Below are 17,921 nucleotides of genomic sequence, written 5' to 3' on the forward strand. Positions count from 1 at the left end.
CGACTCAGTCGCGCTTGCTCGGGCGCTTCCAGCCCTCGATGGTTTCCTGGCGCACGCGAGCCACGCTCAGCTTGCCGGCCGGCGCGCTGCGGGTGATCACCGAGCCGGCACCGATGGTGGCGCCGGCACCGATCTCCAGCGGCGCCACCAGCGCACTGTTGGAACCGACGAACACGCCATCGCCGATGATGGTCTGCGACTTGTTCACGCCATCGTAGTTGCAGGTAATGGTACCGGCGCCGAGATTGACCCCGCTGCCGATCTTCGCATCGCCCAGGTAGCTCAGGTGATTGGCCTTGCTGCCGACACCGAGGACCGCCTGCTTGGTCTCGACGAAGTTGCCGATGTGCACACCATCGGCCAACACGGTGCCCGGCCGCAGCCGCGCGAACGGCCCGATCTGCACCGCGCCTTCGGCGACCACGCCTTCCAGATCGCAATGCGCGCGCACCTCGGTGCCTGGCCCCAGCACCACATCCTTCAGCCGGACGAATGGGCCGATGCTGACATCGTCGCCAAGCTCCACCTCGCCTTCCAGGATCACATTCACATCGATACGCACATCGCGGCCCACGCGCACGCGGCCGCGCTGGTCCAGGCGATTGGGGTCCAGCACCTGCACGCCCTGTTCGCACAGCGCGCGTGCCGCGCGCAGCTGCCAGGCGCGCTCCAACTGCGCCAGTTGCCATGGATCATTGGCGCCTTCGGCTTCGATCGGATCGTCCACCAGCACCATCTCCGCCGGGGTGAACTCGGCAGCGGCGGCGGCGAACACGTCGGTCAGGTAATACTCGCCCTGCGCGTTGTCGTTGCGCAGCCCCGCCAACCAGCGTCGCAATGCCGTGGATTCGGCGGTGACGATGCCGGTGTTGACGGTCCGGATGCGGCGCTGCGCATCGTCAGCGTCCTTCTGTTCGACGATCGCCGCGACCTTGCCGGCTGCATCGCGCACGATACGGCCATAGCCGGTCGGGTCGTCTGGCTCGGCCACCAACACCGCCAAACGGCCTGGTGCGTGCAACAGGCGCAACAACGTGTCGGTACGGATCAACGGCACGTCGCCATACAACACCAATACGGTGGCCGCATCCGGCACCGCCTCCATCGCCTGCTGCACTGCATGGCCGGTTCCCAATTGCTGGGACTGTTCGGCCCACAGCAAATCCGTCTGCTCGGCGAAGGCGGCCCGCACCGCGTCGCCGCCATGCCCGTAGACGATGTGGATCGCCTGCGGATGCAACTGGCGTGCGGCCTCGATCACGTGCGCCAGCATCGGGCGGCCGGCAATGCAGTGGAGGACCTTGGACTTGGCCGACTTCATCCGTTTGCCCGCGCCGGCGGCGAGAATCACGACGTGCAGTGGCAGGCTCATGCGGCGGTTCCGTTTCGGACGATGGGCAATGTTAAAGGCTTGCAGTGCCGTGCGCTGTGTCCTGCACGAGGCGGGAGTGTATCTCGGCACGGCAACCGCTAGCATGCGCGGTCAGCCCCTCACCCTGGATGTGCATGAGTCTCCTGCGACAGAGCAGCCAATTTGTGCTGATCGGCCTGCTGCAATTGCTGGTCGATTGGAGTGTCTTCGTGGGGACGACCGCCGCAGGCATGCCGCCGATTCCCGGCAACGTGCTGGGCCGCATCTGCGGAGCCATGCTCGGGTTCTGGCTCAACGGCCGCATCACCTTCGCCAACGGCAACGTCCCCCGCCTGGGCTGGCAACGCTTCGGTCGCTTCGCCGCGCTGTGGCTTGCGCTCACCATCCTCAGCAGTTGGCTGGTGTCGTTGTGCGCGACCGCGCTGGGTCTGCGTCTGGCCTGGTTGGGCAAGCCGCTGGTCGAAGGCATGCTGTCCGTGGCGTCGTTCTTTCTCGGCCGACAGTTGGTGTATCGCTGACCGCGCGGCCTGCGGCACTCGACCGCGTGCGATGGCATGGACGCCATCGCACGCGCTTGTTCATGTCGACGCTGTTGGCTGCGACCGACACAGGACGGACGACAGCGCAGCCGCGACTCGACTCGTTCCTAAAGCACCTCGGTGCAACACCCGCCGCGCCACCTCGACACTCAGTGGCAGAAATCGCCCAGGCTGCGGACCAGCGCGGTGTGGTGGAGTTGATCCAGTTGCCAGCGCTGGGCATAGACTTCTGCGGCGCGGGCAGTCGTGGTCGGACAGTCCGACGCCTGCCGCAGCGTCGCGCTGGCCTGCAAGGCATCGAGCATCTCGCCCTGCAATTGATCCAGGCGTGTGCGCAGCGCGCTCAGATCCGGACGCGGACGGTTGGGCGCGCGACCACGCAGGTGCCAACGCGACAACAATTCGTACTGCACCAGCTTGTTGGATTCGATCTGCATGCTGAAAAAGCGCGCCGCATCGTCGGGATCCACACCATGCGCCGGGGCCTGTTCGCGCACCTTGGCCAGTACGGCGGCCTCGCGCACGCTATCCAGCACCGGCTTGCCGCTATCCCATTTGCTCAGCGCCACCTGGTCGGCGATGGCATTGCGCGCGACGATACGATCGAGCAGCGGCTCCAGCGGGGTCGAGCTGCGGGCGGGAATCGCACACCCCATCAAAGCGGCACCGGCCAGCAGCGCCGTCAGCGCATGCGTAAGGGAAGAGGAAGCGGTTGTGGTCATCGTGAGTCTCCGAGAACCGTCTGCAGGCGAGGGGAAGGATGCGCAGATCGGGCCGACATCTTGCCGCAGCCGTTGAGGCATGCAATGACGCAACGCCATGTTGTCTCTCGCCACCGCCATCGAGTCAGCAACGATAAAGCCAGAAGCATGCTTCCGTCACAATCCACCACGACAGCGATGCAACAGGCGTGTCCAACATCCCCGTCGCAGTCCTGCGGCTTGAAGCGGCAGCGACATGGCATCGCGCAGACACGACAACGCCGGCAACCGCCGGCGTCTTCATCGCGCATGCGACCGCCCATCGGCCGCACATGGCACTCAGTGCCTGAGATTCCTGCGCAGGCGTTCCAGCGCCTGCAACTGGGCAGTCACTTGCGCCAGCTTGGCCTGCGCTTCGGCCACGTCGATGCCTTCACCGCGACCGGCGAGCAAACGCTCGGCTTCTTCCTTGGCCTTGCGCACCGACGCCTCGTCGATATCCTGCGCACGGATCGCGGTGTCGGCCAGGATCGTGACCACCTGCGGCTGCACCTCAAGAATGCCGCCAGAAATGGCGAAGTCCAACTGTTCGCCACTGGCGGTGGTCACCACCACCTTGCCGGGCTTGAGCCGGGTGATCAGCGGTGCATGCTTGGGTGCGATGCCCAACTCGCCCAGCTCGCCGGTGACGACCACCAGGGTCGCCTCGCCGTGGTAGATCTCATTCTCGGCGCTGACGATGTCGCAACGGATGGTGCTCATGGTGCCTCACTGGATGAGGTGGGACGCTGGACTGCGGCGGCGGAATTGGCCAGGCGGCTCAACGGTCGCGTGACTTGCCCGGTGCTTCGATGTCCTGCGCCCCACCTTGACGATAGCTGACAACTGACGTGCGGATGCGTGCGCCGACCGCGTGCAGCCGGCTGCACAGATCAGGCCTTTTCGGCCATCTTCTTGGCTTTCTCGACCGCTTCCTCGATGCCGCCGACCATGTAGAACGCCTGCTCCGGCAGGTGGTCGTACTCGCCATCGACGATCGCCTTGAAGCCGCGGATGGTGTCCTTCAGCGACACGTACTTGCCCGGCGAGCCGGTGAACACTTCGGCCACGTGGAACGGCTGGCTGAAGAAGCGCTCGATCTTGCGCGCGCGCGACACGGCCTGCTTGTCCTCTTCGGACAGTTCGTCCATGCCCAGGATCGCGATGATGTCCTTCAGCTCCTTGTACTTCTGCAAGGTGGACTGCACGCGGCGCGCGGTGTCGTAATGCTCGTGGCCGATCACGTTCGGATCGAGCTGGCGGCTGGTCGAATCCAACGGGTCCACCGCCGGATAGATGCCCAGCGAGGCGATGTTACGCGACAGCACGACGGTGGCGTCGAGGTGGGCGAAGGTGGTCGCCGGCGACGGGTCGGTGAGGTCGTCCGCGGGCACGTACACCGCCTGGATCGAGGTGATCGAGCCGTTCTTGGTGGAGGTGATGCGCTCCTGCAACACGCCCATTTCCTCGGCCAGGGTCGGCTGGTAACCCACCGCCGACGGCATGCGGCCCAGCAACGCCGACACTTCGGTACCGGCCAGGGTGTAGCGGTAGATGTTATCGACGAACAGCAGCACGTCCTTGCCCTTGCCCGAAGCATCCTTTTCGTCGCGGAAGTACTCGGCCATGGTCAGGCCGGTCAGTGCGACGCGCAATCGGTTGCCCGGCGGCTCGTTCATCTGGCCATACACCATCGCGACCTTGTCCAGGACGTTGGAGTCCTTCATTTCGTGGTAGAAATCGTTGCCCTCGCGGGTCCGCTCGCCCACGCCAGCAAACACCGACAAGCCTGCGTGTGCCTTGGCGATGTTGTTGATCAGCTCCATCATGTTGACGGTCTTGCCGACACCGGCGCCGCCGAACAGGCCGACCTTGCCGCCCTTGGCGAACGGGCACATCAGGTCGATGACCTTGATGCCGGTTTCCAGCAATTCGGTGGCCGAGGACTGATCTTCATATGTCGGCGCAGCGCGGTGGATTTCCCAATGGTCGGTGGCCTGCACCTCACCGGCTTCGTCGATCGGACGGCCCAGCACGTCCATGATGCGGCCCAGCGTGCCCGCGCCGACCGGCACCGCGATCGCGCGGCCAGTGTTGGTCGCGACCAGGTTGCGCTTGAGGCCATCGGTGGAGCCGAGGGCAATGGTGCGCACAACGCCATCGCCCAGCTGCTGCTGTACTTCCAGCGTGATGGCGGTGCCTTCGACCTTCAATGCGTCGTAAATCTTCGGCACATCGGCCCGCGCGAATTCGACGTCGACGACCGCGCCGATGATCTGAACGATCTTGCCCTGACTCATTTGGGTAACTCCACTTAATGTCTATGCGAATCTGGTATCGGGAATGGGGAACGGGGAATCTGACGCGGGAGGAGCGGCTTACGGCAGCGAGCACTCCGGCATCTTTCCCGATTCCCGGCTACACAGCGGCCGCGCCGCCGACGATTTCGGAAATTTCTTGGGTAATCGCCGCCTGACGTGCCTTGTTGTAAACCAACTGCAAGGTGCTGATCAGCTTGCTGGCGTTGTCGCTGGCCGCCTTCATCGCGACCATGCGCGCCGCATGCTCGGAGGCCACGTTCTCCAGCACCGCCTGGTACACCAGCGACTCGATGTAACGGCGCATCACATGCTCCAGCACGGTCGCGGCATCGGGTTCGTACAGATAATCCCAGTCGTGGTGCGCGACCTTGTATTCCGCCGCTGGCAGCGGCAGCAACTGGTCGAAACTGGCCTTCTGCGTCATCGTGTTGATGAAGTGGTTGTAGACCAGATACACGCGATCCAGCGTGCCCTCGGTGAACGCGTCCAGCATGACCTTGATCACACCGACCAACTGTTCCAGGTGCGGCACATCGCCAAGGTGGCTGACGCTGCCGACCATATTCACCTTGAGCCGGCGGAAAAACACCGACGCCTTTTGCCCGATGGTGACCACGTCCACCTCAGCGCCCTGGTCCTGCCACTGGCGCACTTCGCCCAGCATCTTGCGGAACAGGTTGTTGTTCAAGCCACCGGCCAAGCCGCGATCAGAGGAGATCACGATATAACCGACGCGCTTGACCGTCTCGCGCTGCACCAGGAACGGGTGCGTGTACTCGGTGTTGGCCTGCGCCAGATGCCCGATCACCTGCTTCATCGCCTGCGCGTAGGGCCGCGAGGTCTTCATCCGATCCTGCGCCTTGCGGATCTTGGAGGCCGAGACCATCTCGAGCGCACGAGTCACCTTGCGGGTGTTCTGCACGCTCTTGATCTTGGATTTGATTTCGCGTCCGCCTGCCATTTCTCTTCTCGGGACTCTGGACCCGGAATCCGGGACCCGGTAAAGGCCCTGGATCACGACTCGTTGTTGTCACCCGGCGCCCAGGTCACGGTCCCAGGGACTCCGCTTTCGCGGGTCCCGGGTCCCGGATTCCGGGTCCCGGCGCTTTACCAGCTACCGGTGGTCTTGAATTCGCCGATACCTTTCTTGAACGCCGCCTCGATCTCGCCATTCCAGTCGCCGGTCTCGTTGACCTTGGCGATCAACTCGCCGGCGGTGTTGGCGAAGTGCGCGTGCAGGCCTTCCTCGAACGCGCCGATCTTGTTGACCGGCACGTCGTCCAGGTAACCCTCGTTGACCGCGTAGATCGACAAGGCCTGGTTGGCGATGGACATCGGTAGGTACTGCTTCTGCTTCATCAACTCGGTGACGCGCTGACCGCGCTCGAGCTGCTTGCGGGTGGCTTCGTCCAGGTCCGAGGCGAACTGCGCGAACGCCGCCAGCTCGCGGTACTGCGCCAGCGAGATGCGGATACCGCCGGAGAGCTTCTTGATGATCTTGGTCTGCGCGGCGCCGCCGACGCGCGACACCGAAATGCCCGCGTTCACCGCCGGGCGGATGCCGGCGTTGAACAGGTCGGTTTCCAGGAAGATCTGGCCGTCGGTGATCGAAATCACGTTGGTCGGCACGAACGCGGATACGTCGCCGGCCTGGGTCTCGATGATCGGCAGCGCGGTCAGCGACCCGGTCTTGCCCTTGACCTCGCCCTTGGTGAACTGCTCCACGTACTCCTCGGACACGCGCGCGGCGCGCTCCAGCAGACGGCTGTGCAGGTAGAACACGTCGCCCGGATACGCTTCGCGACCCGGCGGGCGCTTCAACAGCAACGAGATCTGCCGGTAGGCCACGGCCTGCTTGGACAGATCGTCGTACACGATCAGCGCGTCTTCGCCGCGGTCCATGAAGTATTCGCCCATGGTGCAGCCGGCGTAGGCGCTGATGTATTGCATCGCCGCCGATTCGGAGGCCGTCGCGGCGACCACGATGGTGTGCGCCAGCGCGCCGTTCTCTTCCAGCTTGCGCACGATGTTGGCGACGGTCGAAGCCTTCTGCCCGATTGCCACGTACACGCACTTGATGCCGGTGGTCTTCTGGTTGATCACCGCGTCGATGGCCAGCGCGGTCTTACCGGTCTGACGATCCCCGATGAGCAACTCGCGCTGGCCGCGGCCGATCGGGATCATCGCATCGACCGACTTGTATCCGGTCTGCACCGGCTGATCCACCGACTTGCGCCAGATCACGCCCGGCGCCACGCGCTCCACCGGCGCGGTCGCACGGGTGCCCAGCGGGCCCTTGCCGTCGATCGGCTCGCCCAGCGCGTTGACCACGCGGCCCAGCAACTCCTTGCCCACCGGCACTTCCAGGATGCGGCCGGTGGTCTTGGCGATGTCGCCTTCGCGCAGGTTCTCGTAGTCGCCAAGCACCACGGCACCGACCGAGTCACGCTCCAGGTTCAGGGCCAGGGCATAGGTGTCGTTCGGCAGTTCGATCATTTCGCCCTGCATCACGTCGGCCAAGCCGAAGATGCGCACGATGCCGTCGGACACGCTGGTGACCGTGCCTTCGTTGCGCGACTCCGCGGCCAGCTTGACCTGCTCGATGCGGTTCTTGATCAGTTCGCTGATTTCGGAGGGGTTGAGCGTGGTTGCCATCTTGGTTTCCTTCGTATCGTCCATCGCACAGCGGCGAATGGCGACGTGTGGTTAGCTTTTTTGAGAATCGGGAATGGAGAATCGGAAATCGCGCAGGGCATCGTCGCCAGGCCGGGTTGTCTCTTCTCTCTTCGCCATTCCCGGTTCTTAGTGGACCAATGCGGATTGCAGACGCGATAGCTTGCCTTTCAACGAGCCATCGATGACCACATCGCCCGCGTCGATCACCGCACCGCCGATCAGCGAGGCGTCCACCATCGTGGCGATCTCGACCTCGCGGCCGAAACGCTGCTGCAATGCCAGCTTCAACGAGGCCACTTCCGCATCGCTCAGGGCGGCGGCGGAAGTCACGTTGGCCTTGACCACGCGCTCGGCGTCGGCACGCAACTGATCGTACAGCCCGGCGATCTCCGGCAGCAGCGGCAGGCGCTGACCTTCCGCCAGCAGGCTCAGAAAGCGCCGATACTGCTCGTCGGCCTGCTCCGGCGCGAGCAGCGTCACCGCCTGTTCGCGCTGCAACTGCGGGTTGTGCAACAACGCGGCCACGCGTGGATCGGCCGCGACCTGGGCGGAGAACGCCAGCGCCTGCGACCACGGCACGAGCTTGCCGGCATCACTCGCCGCAGCGAACGCGGCACGGGCGTAGGGACGTGCCAGTGTGAGGGACTGACTCATCTCAGAGCTCCGCCGCCAACGCGTCGAGCAGCGTCTTGTGCGCATTGGCATCGATTTCGCGCTTGAGCAGCTTTTCGGCACCGCTCACCGCCAGCAGCGAGACCTGGCGACGCAGGTCTTCGCGCGCACGATTGGCCGCCGCCTCGATCTCGGCCTGCGCCAGCTCCTTCTGCCGGTTGGCTTCGACAACCGCTTCGTGTCTGGCCGCCTCGACGATCTGGTTGGCACGCGCGTGGGCCTGGTCGATGATCTCGTTAGCCTTGCTGCGCGCGTCCTTCAACGCTTCGTTGACCTTTTCCTGTGCCTGCGCCAGATCCTTCTGACTGCGATCGGCCGCGGCAAGACCTTCGGCGATCTTCTGCTGACGCGCTTCGATGGCCTGCATCAGTGGCGGCCAGATCTTGGTCGCGACGATCCAGATCAGACCGGCGAAGGCCAGCGCCTGGGCAAAAAGGGTGAGACCGATATTCATGGGGTACGCTCAACCAAAGGTGACGTGGTGGGCGCGCCGCCAGCACGGCGACGCGTCCGAACCTTCCTCCGCAACGGCGGCCGCCTGAGGCGACCGCGTGCCGGTGCGACGGGATCAACCGACCTGCGGCAGACGCGCGACGAACTCGCCGATCATCGGGTTGGCGATCGCGAACAGCAGACCGACCGCGACGCTGATGATGAACGCGGCGTCGATCAGGCCGGCGGTGATGAACATGCGGACCTGCAACACCGGGATCAATTCCGGCTGGCGCGCGGCCGACTCCAGGAACTTGCCGGCCATGATGGCCAAACCGAGGCCAGCACCCAGCGCGGCCAAGCCGATCATGATGCCGACGGCGAGGATGGTGGAGCTCTGGACTTGGGCGAGGTTGGTCAGAACGGCAAAGAACATGGTTTTCTCCAGGAACAAAGTTGCTTGAGGATGGTGAAGCGAACGAAGGGTTACAGAAACAGATGAAACAGAAAACGAAACGTTAGTGGCTGTCTTCCGCCAGGCTCAGGTACACGATGGACAACATCATGAAAATGAACGCTTGCAACGGGATCACCAGCAGGTGGAACAGCATCCAGCCAAAGCCGAACGCGCCGCCGGCCAACGCACCGAAGATGCCGGCACCGCCCAGCACCCAGATCAGCAGGAACACGATCTCGCCGCCAAACATGTTGCCGAACAATCGCATTCCCAGCGACACCGGCTTGCTCAGCCATTCGACGATGTTGAGAATCAGGTTGAACGGCAGCATCCACTTGCCGAACGGCGCCGTGAGGAATTCCTTGGCCATCCCGCCCACACCCTTGGAGCGCAGCGAGAAAAACACCATCAGGAAGAACACACTGATCGACATGCCGAGCGTGGCATTGACGTCGGCCGTGGGCACCGGCTTCCAGTGATGCACGCCAGCCAACTCCAGCGGCTTGGCGATGAAGTCCGCCGGGATCAGCTTGATGAGGTTCATCATCAAGATCCAGAAAAACAGCGTGATCGCGATGGGCGTCACCAACTTGCTGGTGCCATGGTAGGTGTCCTTGGCCTGACGGTCGACGAACTCCAGCATGATTTCCACGAACGCCTGCCACTTGCCCGGCACGCCAGCGGTGGCTTTGCGCGTGGCCATCCAGAAGGCAAACACCATCAACAGGCCCATCAGCAGCGACATCACCAGCGTGTCGATATGCAATTGCCAGAAACCGCCCTCCTGCACCTGGAAGGTGAGGTTCTTGAGGTGATGCTGGATGTAGGAGGTAGGGGTTGCTGCCTCGCCCGCCATGAGTCCTGAGCCTTTTTTCGATTCGATCAACGCCTGGCCAAAGCCAGAACCTGGAACATCAACCCGACGGCGATACCCGCCAACAGGGCCATAGGAGGCAACCGCCACCAGGCAAAACCCAGCGCCAGTACCGCGAACACCAACACCCATTTGAACACCATGGCCACGATCAACCGCGCCATCGCCGAACCCGCTGCCTGCACACCGCCACCGAGCGCCGTGCGTGCCGCCAACCACCCCCCTGCCACAGTCGCCAGCCCGGTCACAGCGGCACCGATGGCGTATTTCATCCCCAGGCACGAAAACGCCAGGGACACCACAACCACCGCCACCAATGGGTAAATCGCTGCGCGCAGCATCAGCCGCCGACTCGCATCAACGGAGTTCAGCACGGAAAAACCTGCAGTTGGTGGTGGATTGAGGACGTTTTGGCGTCCATCGAGACGCAGAATTATAGCAATGGGACAATTTGCCAGACAACCGCCATCGGCCCTTTACCGCCCCCGACATCAGCCACGGGCGGGGTGGAGCACCATAACACGCAGAACGTGCGGTATCGGCCCCGGATTGTCGCAACGCAACAAGAATCTGCAGGGAACGTTTGATCGCACCTGCTGTCTATGACATAGGGACTGCGCTCATCCTCGTCGTCACCAGCGCGCAGACCCACGGAGCCCCGGTCGCCCCGGGGCTCTTTTTCCTGCCCTTGTGCTTATCCTCTGCGCGGCAAGCGCGGCCACATACTCCTGCGAATGGCGAGCACTTATCGCGGCACCACGACAACCGACCGACCTGAAGGAGTTAGACAACCAACTCACCCTTCGCTGCATGTTGCCTGTCGGCCGATGGTGCCGCCTTCTCATGCCGACGCAGCTTTCTTGCGCAGCGCGCGACCTGCCGATGTCTCCATGCGCCGCTTCAGCGCGAGCAGGAAGCGGCGCGGCCTGGTTGCTATTTCTTCTTCGGGATGTACAAATCGGTAATCGTGCCATCGTAGATCTCCGCCGCCATCCCGACCGACTCGCTCAGGGTCGGATGCGCATGGATGGTGTGGCCGATATCCTCGCCCTCAGCTCCCATCTCGATCGCCAGGCAAATTTCGGCCAGCAAGTCACCGGCATGCACGCCCACGATGGCGCCGCCAATGACCCGGTGCGTCTGCTCGTCGAAGATCAGCTTGGTGAAGCCTTCGGTGCGGCCGATGCCGATAGCGCGGCCACTGGCCGCCCACGGGAACTTGGCCACGCCCACCTTCAGCGCCTTGGCCTTGGCTTCGGTCTCGGTAACCCCGACCCAGGCGACCTCCGGATTGGTATAGGCCACCGATGGGATCACCCGCGCCACCCACTCCTTCTTTTCGCCAGCGGCCACTTCGGCGGCCAGCTTGCCTTCATGAGTGGCCTTGTGCGCCAGCATCGGGTTCCCGACGATGTCGCCGATGGCGAAGATATGCGGCACGTTGGTGCGCATTTGCCGATCGACCGGGATGAAACCGCGCTCGGTGACATGGATGCCGGCCTTGTCAGCACCGATCTTCTTGCCGTTGGGCGCGCGCCCCACCGCGACCAGCACCCGGTCGTAGGTGGTCGCGGCCAATGCTGGCGCCGCCCCCGCCGCAGCGGCCTCGAACGTCACCGTGATGCCTTTCTTCTCGGCCCTCACCGTCGCCGCCTTGGTCCCGAGGTGGATCTCCACCCCCTGCTGCTTCAGCCGGTCGGCCAGCGGCTTGACCAGGTCCTTGTCGGCACCCGGCATCAGTTGGTCCATGAACTCGACCACGCTAACCTTGCTGCCCAATGCGCTGTACACCGTGGCCATTTCCAGACCAATGATGCCGCCGCCGACCACCAGCAGGGTCTTGGGGATCTCCTGCAATTCCAGTGCGTCGGTGGAATCCATGACCCGCTTGTCGTCCCACGGGAAGTTCGGCAGCTTCACCGCCTGCGAACCGGCGGCGACGACGCAATACTCGAAGCGCAGCAACTGGGTCTTGCCGTCGCTACCGACGATCTCCAGCTCATTGGGCGAGACGAAACTGGCCACGCCGGTGACAGTGCGGACCTTGCGCTGTTTGGCCATGCCAGCCAGGCCGCCGGTCAACTTGCCGACCACTTTTTCCTTGTACCCGCGCAACCGATCGAGGGTGATCTTGGGCGCGCCGAAATTCACACCGAACTCGCCGGCATGCGCAACCTCATCGATCACCGCCGCCGCGTGCAGCAGCGCCTTGGAGGGGATACAACCGACATTGAGGCAGACCCCGCCGAGGCTGGAATAGCGCTCGACCAGCACCGTGTCCAACCCCAGGTCGGCGGCCCGGAACGCGGCGGTGTAGCCACCAGGGCCGGCGCCGAGCACCACCATTTTGCAAGTGATATCGGCAGGCTTGCCGCTGGACATCGCTGGCGCCGACGGCTCGGCCGGGGCACGCTGCGAAGACGCCAGTGGCGGCGTGCTGGCAGGCGCCTCGGTTTTGCCGGCGGGCGTGGCTACCGACGACGCGGCACTGGCCTGCTCGGCTTCCAATAGCGCGATCACTGACCCTTCGGACAAGGTGTCACCGAGCTTGACCTTCAATTCTTTGATCACGCCAGACGCCGGGGACGGCACCTCCAACGTGGCCTTGTCCGACTCCAGTGTCACCAGGCTCTGATCCTTTTTCACCACATCGCCGACGGCGACCAGCACCTCGATGACCGGAACGTCGTGGTAATCGCCGATATCCGGGACTTTGACCTCAATGACCGCCATGCAGCTTCTCCTGTGACCCACCGGCACAGCGATGGGCATTTTCAGTTCGTCGGCACGCACCGCGCTTGAGCGCGGCGCACGCAGGTAAGGGGGAGCGGACGCCGCGGCAAGCGCGGCGCCGGCGCAGCTAGCGTTACAGCAGCACGCGACGCATGTCCGCCAGCACCTGGCTCAGATACGTGGTGAAGCGTGCGGCCGCGGCACCGTCGATGACCCGGTGGTCGTAGCTCAGCGACAGCGGCAGCAGCAATTTCGGCGCGAATTCCTTGCCGTTCCAGACCGGTTGAATCGACGATTTGGACACGCCCAGGATCGCCACTTCCGGCGCATTGACGATCGGAGTGAACGCGGTGCCGCCAATGCCACCGAGCGAGCTGATCGAGAAACAGCCGCCGCTCATCTCGGCCGGGCCGAGCTTGCCATCGCGGGCCTTCTTGGCCAGCTCGCCGCTCTCGCGTGCCAATTCGACCACGCCCTTCTTGTCCACGTCGCGGATCACCGGCACCACCAATCCGTTCGGGGTATCGGCGGCAAAACCGATGTGGACGTATTTTTTCAGGGTCAGGTTCTCTCCACTGGCGTCCAGCGAAGCGTTGAAATCAGGGAACTGTCTCAGCGCCGCAGCACTGGCCTTGAGCAGGAAGGCGAGCATGGTCAACTTGATGCCAGCCTTCTCGTTCTCCTTGTTCAGCAACACGCGCAGCGCTTCCAGATCGGTGATGTCGGCCTGCTCGAACTGGGTCACGTGCGGAATCATCGCCCAGTTGCGCGCAAGATTGGCACCAGAGATCTTCTTGATCCGCGACAACGGCTTGACCTCGACTTCGCCGAATTTGGCGAAGTCCACCTTCGGCCACGGCAGCAGGTTCAGGCCGTTGCCGCCGGCCGCCGCCCCGGCACCGACCGGGACAGCGCCGGACAGCGCCGCCTTGACGTAGCGCTGCACATCGTCCTTGCTGATGCGGCCGCCCTGCTCGGAACCACTGACCAGGGACAGATCCACTCCCAGCTCACGCGCGAACACCCGCACCGCCGGACTGGCATAGGGCACTTTTTGCGGCAGCACGCTGTCGGCATTGAATTCCACTGGTGGGCTGCTCTGCGTCGCGGCCGGCGCAGCGGCCCTGACCGGAGCCTGCGCGTCCTCCCGCCGAGCCTGCGAGCCCGCTGCCGGCACCGTCGCACCGCCAGCAGCTTGAGCGCTGGGCTGCACCGCGCCAGCGCCCGGCGCAGCGGCGGCGGCCACTTCGATCAGCGCCACCACCTTGCCTTGAGACAGGCTGTCGCCCACCTTGACCTTAAGCTCCTTGACGACACCGGCGAACGGCGAGGGCACTTCCATCGTCGCCTTGTCCGACTCCAGGGTGACCAGACTCTGGTCCTTCTTCACCGTGTCACCGACGGCCACCAGCACCTCGATCACCGGCACATCGCTGTAGTCGCCGATGTCCGGCACCCGCGCCTCGACCACCCCGCCCGCTGCGGCCGGTGCTGGCGTGGCCGTCTCCTGCTTGATGGGAGCAGCCGGGGCGACGTCCTGCTTGGCCGGCGCGGGCGGCGCCTTGGCGGCGGCCGGGGCCGCAGGCGCGCTGGAAGCGCCCGCTGCGGCCACCTCGATCAGCGCCACGAGCTTGCCCTCGGACAGACTGTCGCCCACCTTGACCTTGACCTCTTTGACCACGCCAGCAAACGGCGAGGGCACTTCCATGGTTGCCTTGTCCGACTCCAGGGTGACCAGGCTCTGATCCTTTTTCACCGTGTCGCCGACCGCCACCAGCACTTCGATTACCGGGACGTCGCTGTAGTCACCGATATCGGGGACACGTGCTTCCTTGATTTCGGCCATGCGGGGAACTCCGGCAACTTTGATGAGTAGAAACCCCTATTGTGGCCGCATGCAGCCGCAGCGCCAACCATTGCCGGAGCAAAAACCATCATGGCACGCCTGCGGAGCGACGCAAACAACGTCGACAATGGACTGTACGCTGGCGCATGTTGCGCCGATGCGCAGCGCGCGACGGCGCACTGCCTTCACAAGGGCATCTCTAGCATCCCCTCAGGTTCTTGTGAGGATGGTCATGCGGGTCCTAGTGTTGTTGATGTCGCTGGCGATGCCCTTGGTCGCCTGGTTTTCGCAACGTGGCACGTTCGGCCCGAGCAACGGCGCGATCTCGGACGGCTACCCCACTCTGATCGTCGCCGCCGGCTACGCCTTCGCGATCTGGGGCCTGATCTTCCTGCTCGACGTGGGCTTCGGCCTGTGGCAACTGACACCGCGACGCGACGGCACCCTGGCACGGGTGCGATGGCCGGCGGCGCTGGGATTCGCGCTCACTGCGGCCTGGATGCCGGTGTTTTCGCAACAGCATTTCCTGCTGGCACTGGCCGTGATCTGGGCCGCGCTGGGCAGCCTCGCGCTGGCGGCGCTGCGGCTGTCGCGTACGCGAGCTGCCGAACCCAGGCAGACGACGTGGGCGTGGCTGCCACTGTCGCTACATGCGGGCTGGCTCTCGCTGGCAGTTTTCCTGAACACCGCGCAGGTGATTGTGGCTTACCGCTGGCTGTCGACCACGCACATGTTGCCGTGGAACCTGGTGTTGCTCGCACTGGCCGCCGCACTGCTACTGAGCATGAACCGTGCGATGCGCGGCAACCCGGTCTACGCCGCCGCCGCGCTGTGGGCGCTGGCGGCGGTCTACGTCAAGCAGATCGGCAGCCCCCTGGACGGGGCTTACAGCGCGGCCTGGGCGGCACTGGCACTGGCGGCGGCACTGCTGGCACAGACGCTGTGGTTGCGCGCGCGGCGCTGATGTTCAGCGCGACGCCGGCGGCAACATCAGCCACGACTGCAGCGGCATCCACGCTTGCAGCAAGCGCGGCAGGGCAAAACCCGCATTGGCCGGGCTGGTGGACGGCAATCTCAACAGGTGCAACGGTGGATCGCGTGGCAACAACTGCGGGTGCACGAAACGGGCGAACGCCTGCGCTGCGGCAGCTCCGTTGCAGGCAATCGCACGTAACTGACGCAACTGCGCGATGCGCTGAGGCAAAGGGTTGGGTACTTCGCTGCCGCGCACGATCGCCGCGTCCAGGCTGCCATGGCGCTGGCATTGACCGATCACGTCCCACAGACCAATGCCAGCCAGGTGCAGCGCGCGCAGGCGCTGCACGTCGTCCAGGGCCGGATCGAAACCGCACAGCGCCGCCATCAGGGGCCAGAACCGATTGCGCGGATGCGCGTAGTAGCGCGCCTGTTGCAAGGAAGCCGCACCAGGCATCGAGCCAAGCACGAGCACCCGACAATCGTCGCGGATCTGCGCAGGCAAGCCCTGCAATAATGGCAAAACCTTCACATCAACTTCACATAATTGAACACTCATAAGTCTTAAAACCTCGTTATTTGGGGCGTCGCAGGGACGTGCCTGAACGTCATCCGCACTCGCCCGACCAGGGTCGGCGAGGATTCATCTTTCCATCGATACGGTGTCCCCGCCCACTTCCCGTGGCCAACAAGAAAAATGAGGAGATTCCCATGCGGTCCATTCAAATTTTGAGCTTGGCTGTGCTTTCCGCCCTTGCGTTTGCGCCTGCCGCATTCGCGCAGGATGACGACACCGCATCCGGCAAGCACTTTTCCGTCGTCGGCAGTGCAACCCTGCTGGATCCGCACTCCAAGCCTGCCAATGGCTTGCACGTTGACGGCGGCCCGGCGCCGACCATCAGCGCCAGCTGGCTGATCAACGACAACTGGGCGGTCGAACTGTGGGGCGCGCCAGACAAGTTCAGCCACCGCGTCCGCACCGATGCCGTCGGCAAGGTCGGTAACGTCAAGCAGCAGCCGGTGGCGCTGAGCGGCCAGTACCACTTCGGTGCGGCGGACAACGTGTTCCGTCCGTTCGTCGGCGTCGGCTACTACCAGTCCAACTTCAGCCACGAAAAGATCGATGCGCTCTCGGCCACCGGCAACCACGTGAGTCTGGACACCGCCAAGGGTGCGATCGGCACCGTCGGCGTGGACATGAACATCAACTCCACCTGGTTCGCCCGCGCCGACGCCCGCTACATGCGCTCGCGTCCGGAAGTGGAGGTTGCCGGCAGCGGCACCGGTCAGGAGCTGAAGCTGGATCCGTGGTTGGTCAGCTTCGGTGTCGGTGCGCGCTTCTAAGCATCGGAGTTGCATCGCAGACGCAAACGGGCCCGAACGGGCCCGTTTGTTTTTGTCGCGACACCACACGCCGACAGACAAGATCACAACTGCCTGACCACCAGCACCCGCATCAGAATGCAGGCAGCACCGCGCCCTGGTACTTGCGCAGGATGAAAGCTTTCACCTCCGGACTGGTCAACGCCTTGGCCAATTTCTGCACGCGCGGATCGTCCTTATTGTCGGCCCGAGCGACCAGGAAATTGACGTATGGCGAATCCTTGCTTTCGATCGCCAGCGCGTCACGGGTCGGATTGAGCCCGGCATCGAGCGCGTAGTTGGTGTTGATCAACGCCAGATCGACCTGCTCCAGCACCCGTGGCAGCATCGCCGAATCCAGTTCGCGAAACTTCAACTGTTTGGGATTGGACACGATGTCGCGTTGAGTCGAGAGCGCGTTACCCGGATCCTTGAGCTTAATGACCCCGGCCTTGTCCAGCAGGATCAACGCACGGCTGTTGTTGCTGGGATCGTTGGGAATCACCACGTCGGCGCCCTGCGGTAACTCGGCCAGCGACTTGAAACGACGCGAATAGGCGCCGAATGGCTCGATATGCACGCCGACCACGGTGACCAAATCGCTCTTGCGATCGTGGTTATAGGCTTGCAGATACGGCTCGGTCTGGAAGTAGTTCACGTCTATTTGCTTCTGCACCACCTGGTCGTTGGGCTGCACGTAATCGTTGAACACGCGCACGTCCAAAATCACACCCTGCTGCTCCAGCATCGGCTTGACCACCTCCAGAATCTCGGCATGCGGCACCGCCGTGGCGGCAATGCTGAGGTGCGACACGTCGGCAGCGGAATCGGACTTGGCGCAGGCACCCAGTGCAAGCACGGCAGCTGCGGCGAGCAAGAGACGAAACGGGAGTCTGGTCATGGCAGGAATCCAAAAACGTGA

At 64.0% G+C, this 17,921-nt stretch carries 18 protein-coding genes; 3 read left to right on the plus strand and 15 right to left on the minus strand.

All coding sequences use genetic code 11. The features are described from left to right. Positions 1–4: 4 nt before the first annotated feature. Positions 5–1,372 carry a bifunctional UDP-N-acetylglucosamine diphosphorylase/glucosamine-1-phosphate N-acetyltransferase GlmU gene (gene glmU / locus XaFJ1_RS14180; protein WP_012917372.1) on the minus strand — a complete coding sequence of 456 codons (1,368 nt, stop codon included), beginning with the start codon at positions 1,370–1,372 and terminating at the stop codon, positions 5–7. A 134-nt stretch (positions 1,373–1,506) separates the two neighbouring features. Between glmU and XaFJ1_RS14185 the strand changes: the two genes are divergently transcribed. Next, positions 1,507–1,890 (plus strand): GtrA family protein, encoded by a 384-nt coding sequence (locus XaFJ1_RS14185; protein WP_045757041.1) that lies wholly within the window; start codon positions 1,507–1,509, stop codon positions 1,888–1,890. Positions 1,891–2,060: 170 nt separating this feature from the next. Here the strand turns inward: XaFJ1_RS14185 and XaFJ1_RS14190 are convergent, their stop codons facing one another. From XaFJ1_RS14190 to aceF, 12 genes are all read right to left on the minus strand, one after another. Next, positions 2,061–2,633 carry a chorismate mutase gene (locus XaFJ1_RS14190; RefSeq protein WP_012917374.1) on the minus strand — a complete coding sequence of 191 codons (573 nt, stop codon included), beginning with the start codon at positions 2,631–2,633 and terminating at the stop codon, positions 2,061–2,063. Between the two features lie 318 nt (positions 2,634–2,951). Continuing rightward, positions 2,952–3,374, minus strand: coding sequence for a F0F1 ATP synthase subunit epsilon (locus XaFJ1_RS14195; protein WP_012917375.1), 423 nt, complete (start codon positions 3,372–3,374; stop codon positions 2,952–2,954). Between the two features lie 170 nt (positions 3,375–3,544). Next, positions 3,545–4,951 carry a F0F1 ATP synthase subunit beta gene (atpD, locus tag XaFJ1_RS14200; RefSeq protein ID WP_012917376.1) on the minus strand — a complete coding sequence of 469 codons (1,407 nt, stop codon included), beginning with the start codon at positions 4,949–4,951 and terminating at the stop codon, positions 3,545–3,547. A 118-nt stretch (positions 4,952–5,069) separates the two neighbouring features. Continuing rightward, positions 5,070–5,933 carry a F0F1 ATP synthase subunit gamma gene (gene atpG / locus XaFJ1_RS14205; RefSeq protein ID WP_012917377.1) on the minus strand — a complete coding sequence of 288 codons (864 nt, stop codon included), beginning with the start codon at positions 5,931–5,933 and terminating at the stop codon, positions 5,070–5,072. 146 nt (positions 5,934–6,079) lie between these two features. Further along, a complete protein-coding gene (atpA, locus tag XaFJ1_RS14210) occupies positions 6,080–7,627 on the minus strand; it encodes a F0F1 ATP synthase subunit alpha (protein WP_012917378.1) in 1,548 nt (515 codons plus the stop codon). Between the two features lie 147 nt (positions 7,628–7,774). Next, the gene (locus XaFJ1_RS14215; protein WP_012917379.1) at positions 7,775–8,302 is read right to left on the minus strand and encodes a F0F1 ATP synthase subunit delta; all 528 of its coding nucleotides are present in this window, start codon (positions 8,300–8,302) and stop codon (positions 7,775–7,777) included. Position 8,303: 1 nt separating this feature from the next. Beyond that, positions 8,304–8,774: a F0F1 ATP synthase subunit B gene (locus XaFJ1_RS14220; RefSeq protein ID WP_012917380.1), complete on the minus strand. Its 471-nt coding sequence runs from the start codon at positions 8,772–8,774 to the stop codon at positions 8,304–8,306. Between the two features lie 114 nt (positions 8,775–8,888). Continuing rightward, a complete protein-coding gene (gene atpE, locus XaFJ1_RS14225; protein ID WP_012917381.1) occupies positions 8,889–9,188 on the minus strand; it encodes a F0F1 ATP synthase subunit C in 300 nt (99 codons plus the stop codon). Between the two features lie 82 nt (positions 9,189–9,270). Continuing rightward, positions 9,271–10,065, minus strand: a complete 795-nt coding sequence (gene atpB / locus XaFJ1_RS14230; protein ID WP_012917382.1) for a F0F1 ATP synthase subunit A — start codon at positions 10,063–10,065, stop codon at positions 9,271–9,273. Between the two features lie 26 nt (positions 10,066–10,091). Further along, positions 10,092–10,457 carry a hypothetical protein gene (locus XaFJ1_RS14235; RefSeq protein WP_012917383.1) on the minus strand — a complete coding sequence of 122 codons (366 nt, stop codon included), beginning with the start codon at positions 10,455–10,457 and terminating at the stop codon, positions 10,092–10,094. Between the two features lie 559 nt (positions 10,458–11,016). Then, positions 11,017–12,816 carry a dihydrolipoyl dehydrogenase gene (lpdA, locus tag XaFJ1_RS14240; protein ID WP_012917384.1) on the minus strand — a complete coding sequence of 600 codons (1,800 nt, stop codon included), beginning with the start codon at positions 12,814–12,816 and terminating at the stop codon, positions 11,017–11,019. Positions 12,817–12,949: 133 nt separating this feature from the next. Continuing rightward, a complete protein-coding gene (gene aceF, locus XaFJ1_RS14245; RefSeq protein WP_012917385.1) occupies positions 12,950–14,662 on the minus strand; it encodes a dihydrolipoyllysine-residue acetyltransferase in 1,713 nt (570 codons plus the stop codon). 232 nt (positions 14,663–14,894) lie between these two features. Here aceF and XaFJ1_RS14250 point away from each other — a divergent pair, with 232 nt between their 5' ends. After that, complete coding sequence (locus XaFJ1_RS14250) at positions 14,895–15,626, plus strand: hypothetical protein (RefSeq protein WP_045757415.1); 732 nt, start codon at positions 14,895–14,897, stop codon at positions 15,624–15,626. Positions 15,627–15,629: 3 nt separating this feature from the next. Here XaFJ1_RS14250 and XaFJ1_RS14255 read toward each other — a convergent pair whose 3' ends face one another. Next, positions 15,630–16,196, minus strand: coding sequence for a DNA-deoxyinosine glycosylase (locus XaFJ1_RS14255; RefSeq protein WP_045757043.1), 567 nt, complete (start codon positions 16,194–16,196; stop codon positions 15,630–15,632). Positions 16,197–16,348: 152 nt separating this feature from the next. Between XaFJ1_RS14255 and XaFJ1_RS14260 the strand changes: the two genes are divergently transcribed. Further along, the gene (locus tag XaFJ1_RS14260; RefSeq protein ID WP_012917388.1) at positions 16,349–16,981 is read left to right on the plus strand and encodes an OmpW/AlkL family protein; all 633 of its coding nucleotides are present in this window, start codon (positions 16,349–16,351) and stop codon (positions 16,979–16,981) included. 112 nt (positions 16,982–17,093) lie between these two features. On the opposite strand, the gene XaFJ1_RS14265 is transcribed toward XaFJ1_RS14260, so the two are convergent. Next, positions 17,094–17,900, minus strand: coding sequence for a MetQ/NlpA family ABC transporter substrate-binding protein (locus XaFJ1_RS14265; protein WP_012917389.1), 807 nt, complete (start codon positions 17,898–17,900; stop codon positions 17,094–17,096). Between the last annotated feature and the right edge of the window lie 21 nt (positions 17,901–17,921).

The organism is Xanthomonas albilineans (assembly GCF_009931595.1).
Taxonomy (GTDB): domain Bacteria; phylum Pseudomonadota; class Gammaproteobacteria; order Xanthomonadales; family Xanthomonadaceae; genus Xanthomonas_A; species Xanthomonas_A albilineans.

Bases quoted from the DNA above. Each gene is read 5' to 3' on its own strand.
- glmU (WP_012917372.1), bottom strand. From the start codon at position 1,372: ATGAGCCTGCCACTGCACGTCGTGATTCTCGCCGCCGGCGCGGGCAAA.
- XaFJ1_RS14185 (WP_045757041.1), top strand. From the start codon at position 1,507: ATGAGTCTCCTGCGACAGAGCAGCCAATTTGTGCTGATCGGCCTGCTG.
- XaFJ1_RS14190 (WP_012917374.1), bottom strand. From the start codon at position 2,633: ATGACCACAACCGCTTCCTCTTCCCTTACGCATGCGCTGACGGCGCTG.
- XaFJ1_RS14195 (WP_012917375.1), bottom strand. From the start codon at position 3,374: ATGAGCACCATCCGTTGCGACATCGTCAGCGCCGAGAATGAGATCTAC.
- atpD (WP_012917376.1), bottom strand. From the start codon at position 4,951: ATGAGTCAGGGCAAGATCGTTCAGATCATCGGCGCGGTCGTCGACGTC.
- atpG (WP_012917377.1), bottom strand. From the start codon at position 5,933: ATGGCAGGCGGACGCGAAATCAAATCCAAGATCAAGAGCGTGCAGAAC.
- atpA (WP_012917378.1), bottom strand. From the start codon at position 7,627: ATGGCAACCACGCTCAACCCCTCCGAAATCAGCGAACTGATCAAGAAC.
- XaFJ1_RS14215 (WP_012917379.1), bottom strand. From the start codon at position 8,302: ATGAGTCAGTCCCTCACACTGGCACGTCCCTACGCCCGTGCCGCGTTC.
- XaFJ1_RS14220 (WP_012917380.1), bottom strand. From the start codon at position 8,774: ATGAATATCGGTCTCACCCTTTTTGCCCAGGCGCTGGCCTTCGCCGGT.
- atpE (WP_012917381.1), bottom strand. From the start codon at position 9,188: ATGTTCTTTGCCGTTCTGACCAACCTCGCCCAAGTCCAGAGCTCCACC.
- atpB (WP_012917382.1), bottom strand. From the start codon at position 10,065: ATGGCGGGCGAGGCAGCAACCCCTACCTCCTACATCCAGCATCACCTC.
- lpdA (WP_012917384.1), bottom strand. From the start codon at position 12,816: ATGGCGGTCATTGAGGTCAAAGTCCCGGATATCGGCGATTACCACGAC.
- aceF (WP_012917385.1), bottom strand. From the start codon at position 14,662: ATGGCCGAAATCAAGGAAGCACGTGTCCCCGATATCGGTGACTACAGC.
- XaFJ1_RS14250 (WP_045757415.1), top strand. From the start codon at position 14,895: ATGCGGGTCCTAGTGTTGTTGATGTCGCTGGCGATGCCCTTGGTCGCC.
- XaFJ1_RS14255 (WP_045757043.1), bottom strand. From the start codon at position 16,196: ATGAGTGTTCAATTATGTGAAGTTGATGTGAAGGTTTTGCCATTATTG.
- XaFJ1_RS14260 (WP_012917388.1), top strand. From the start codon at position 16,349: ATGCGGTCCATTCAAATTTTGAGCTTGGCTGTGCTTTCCGCCCTTGCG.
- XaFJ1_RS14265 (WP_012917389.1), bottom strand. From the start codon at position 17,900: ATGACCAGACTCCCGTTTCGTCTCTTGCTCGCCGCAGCTGCCGTGCTT.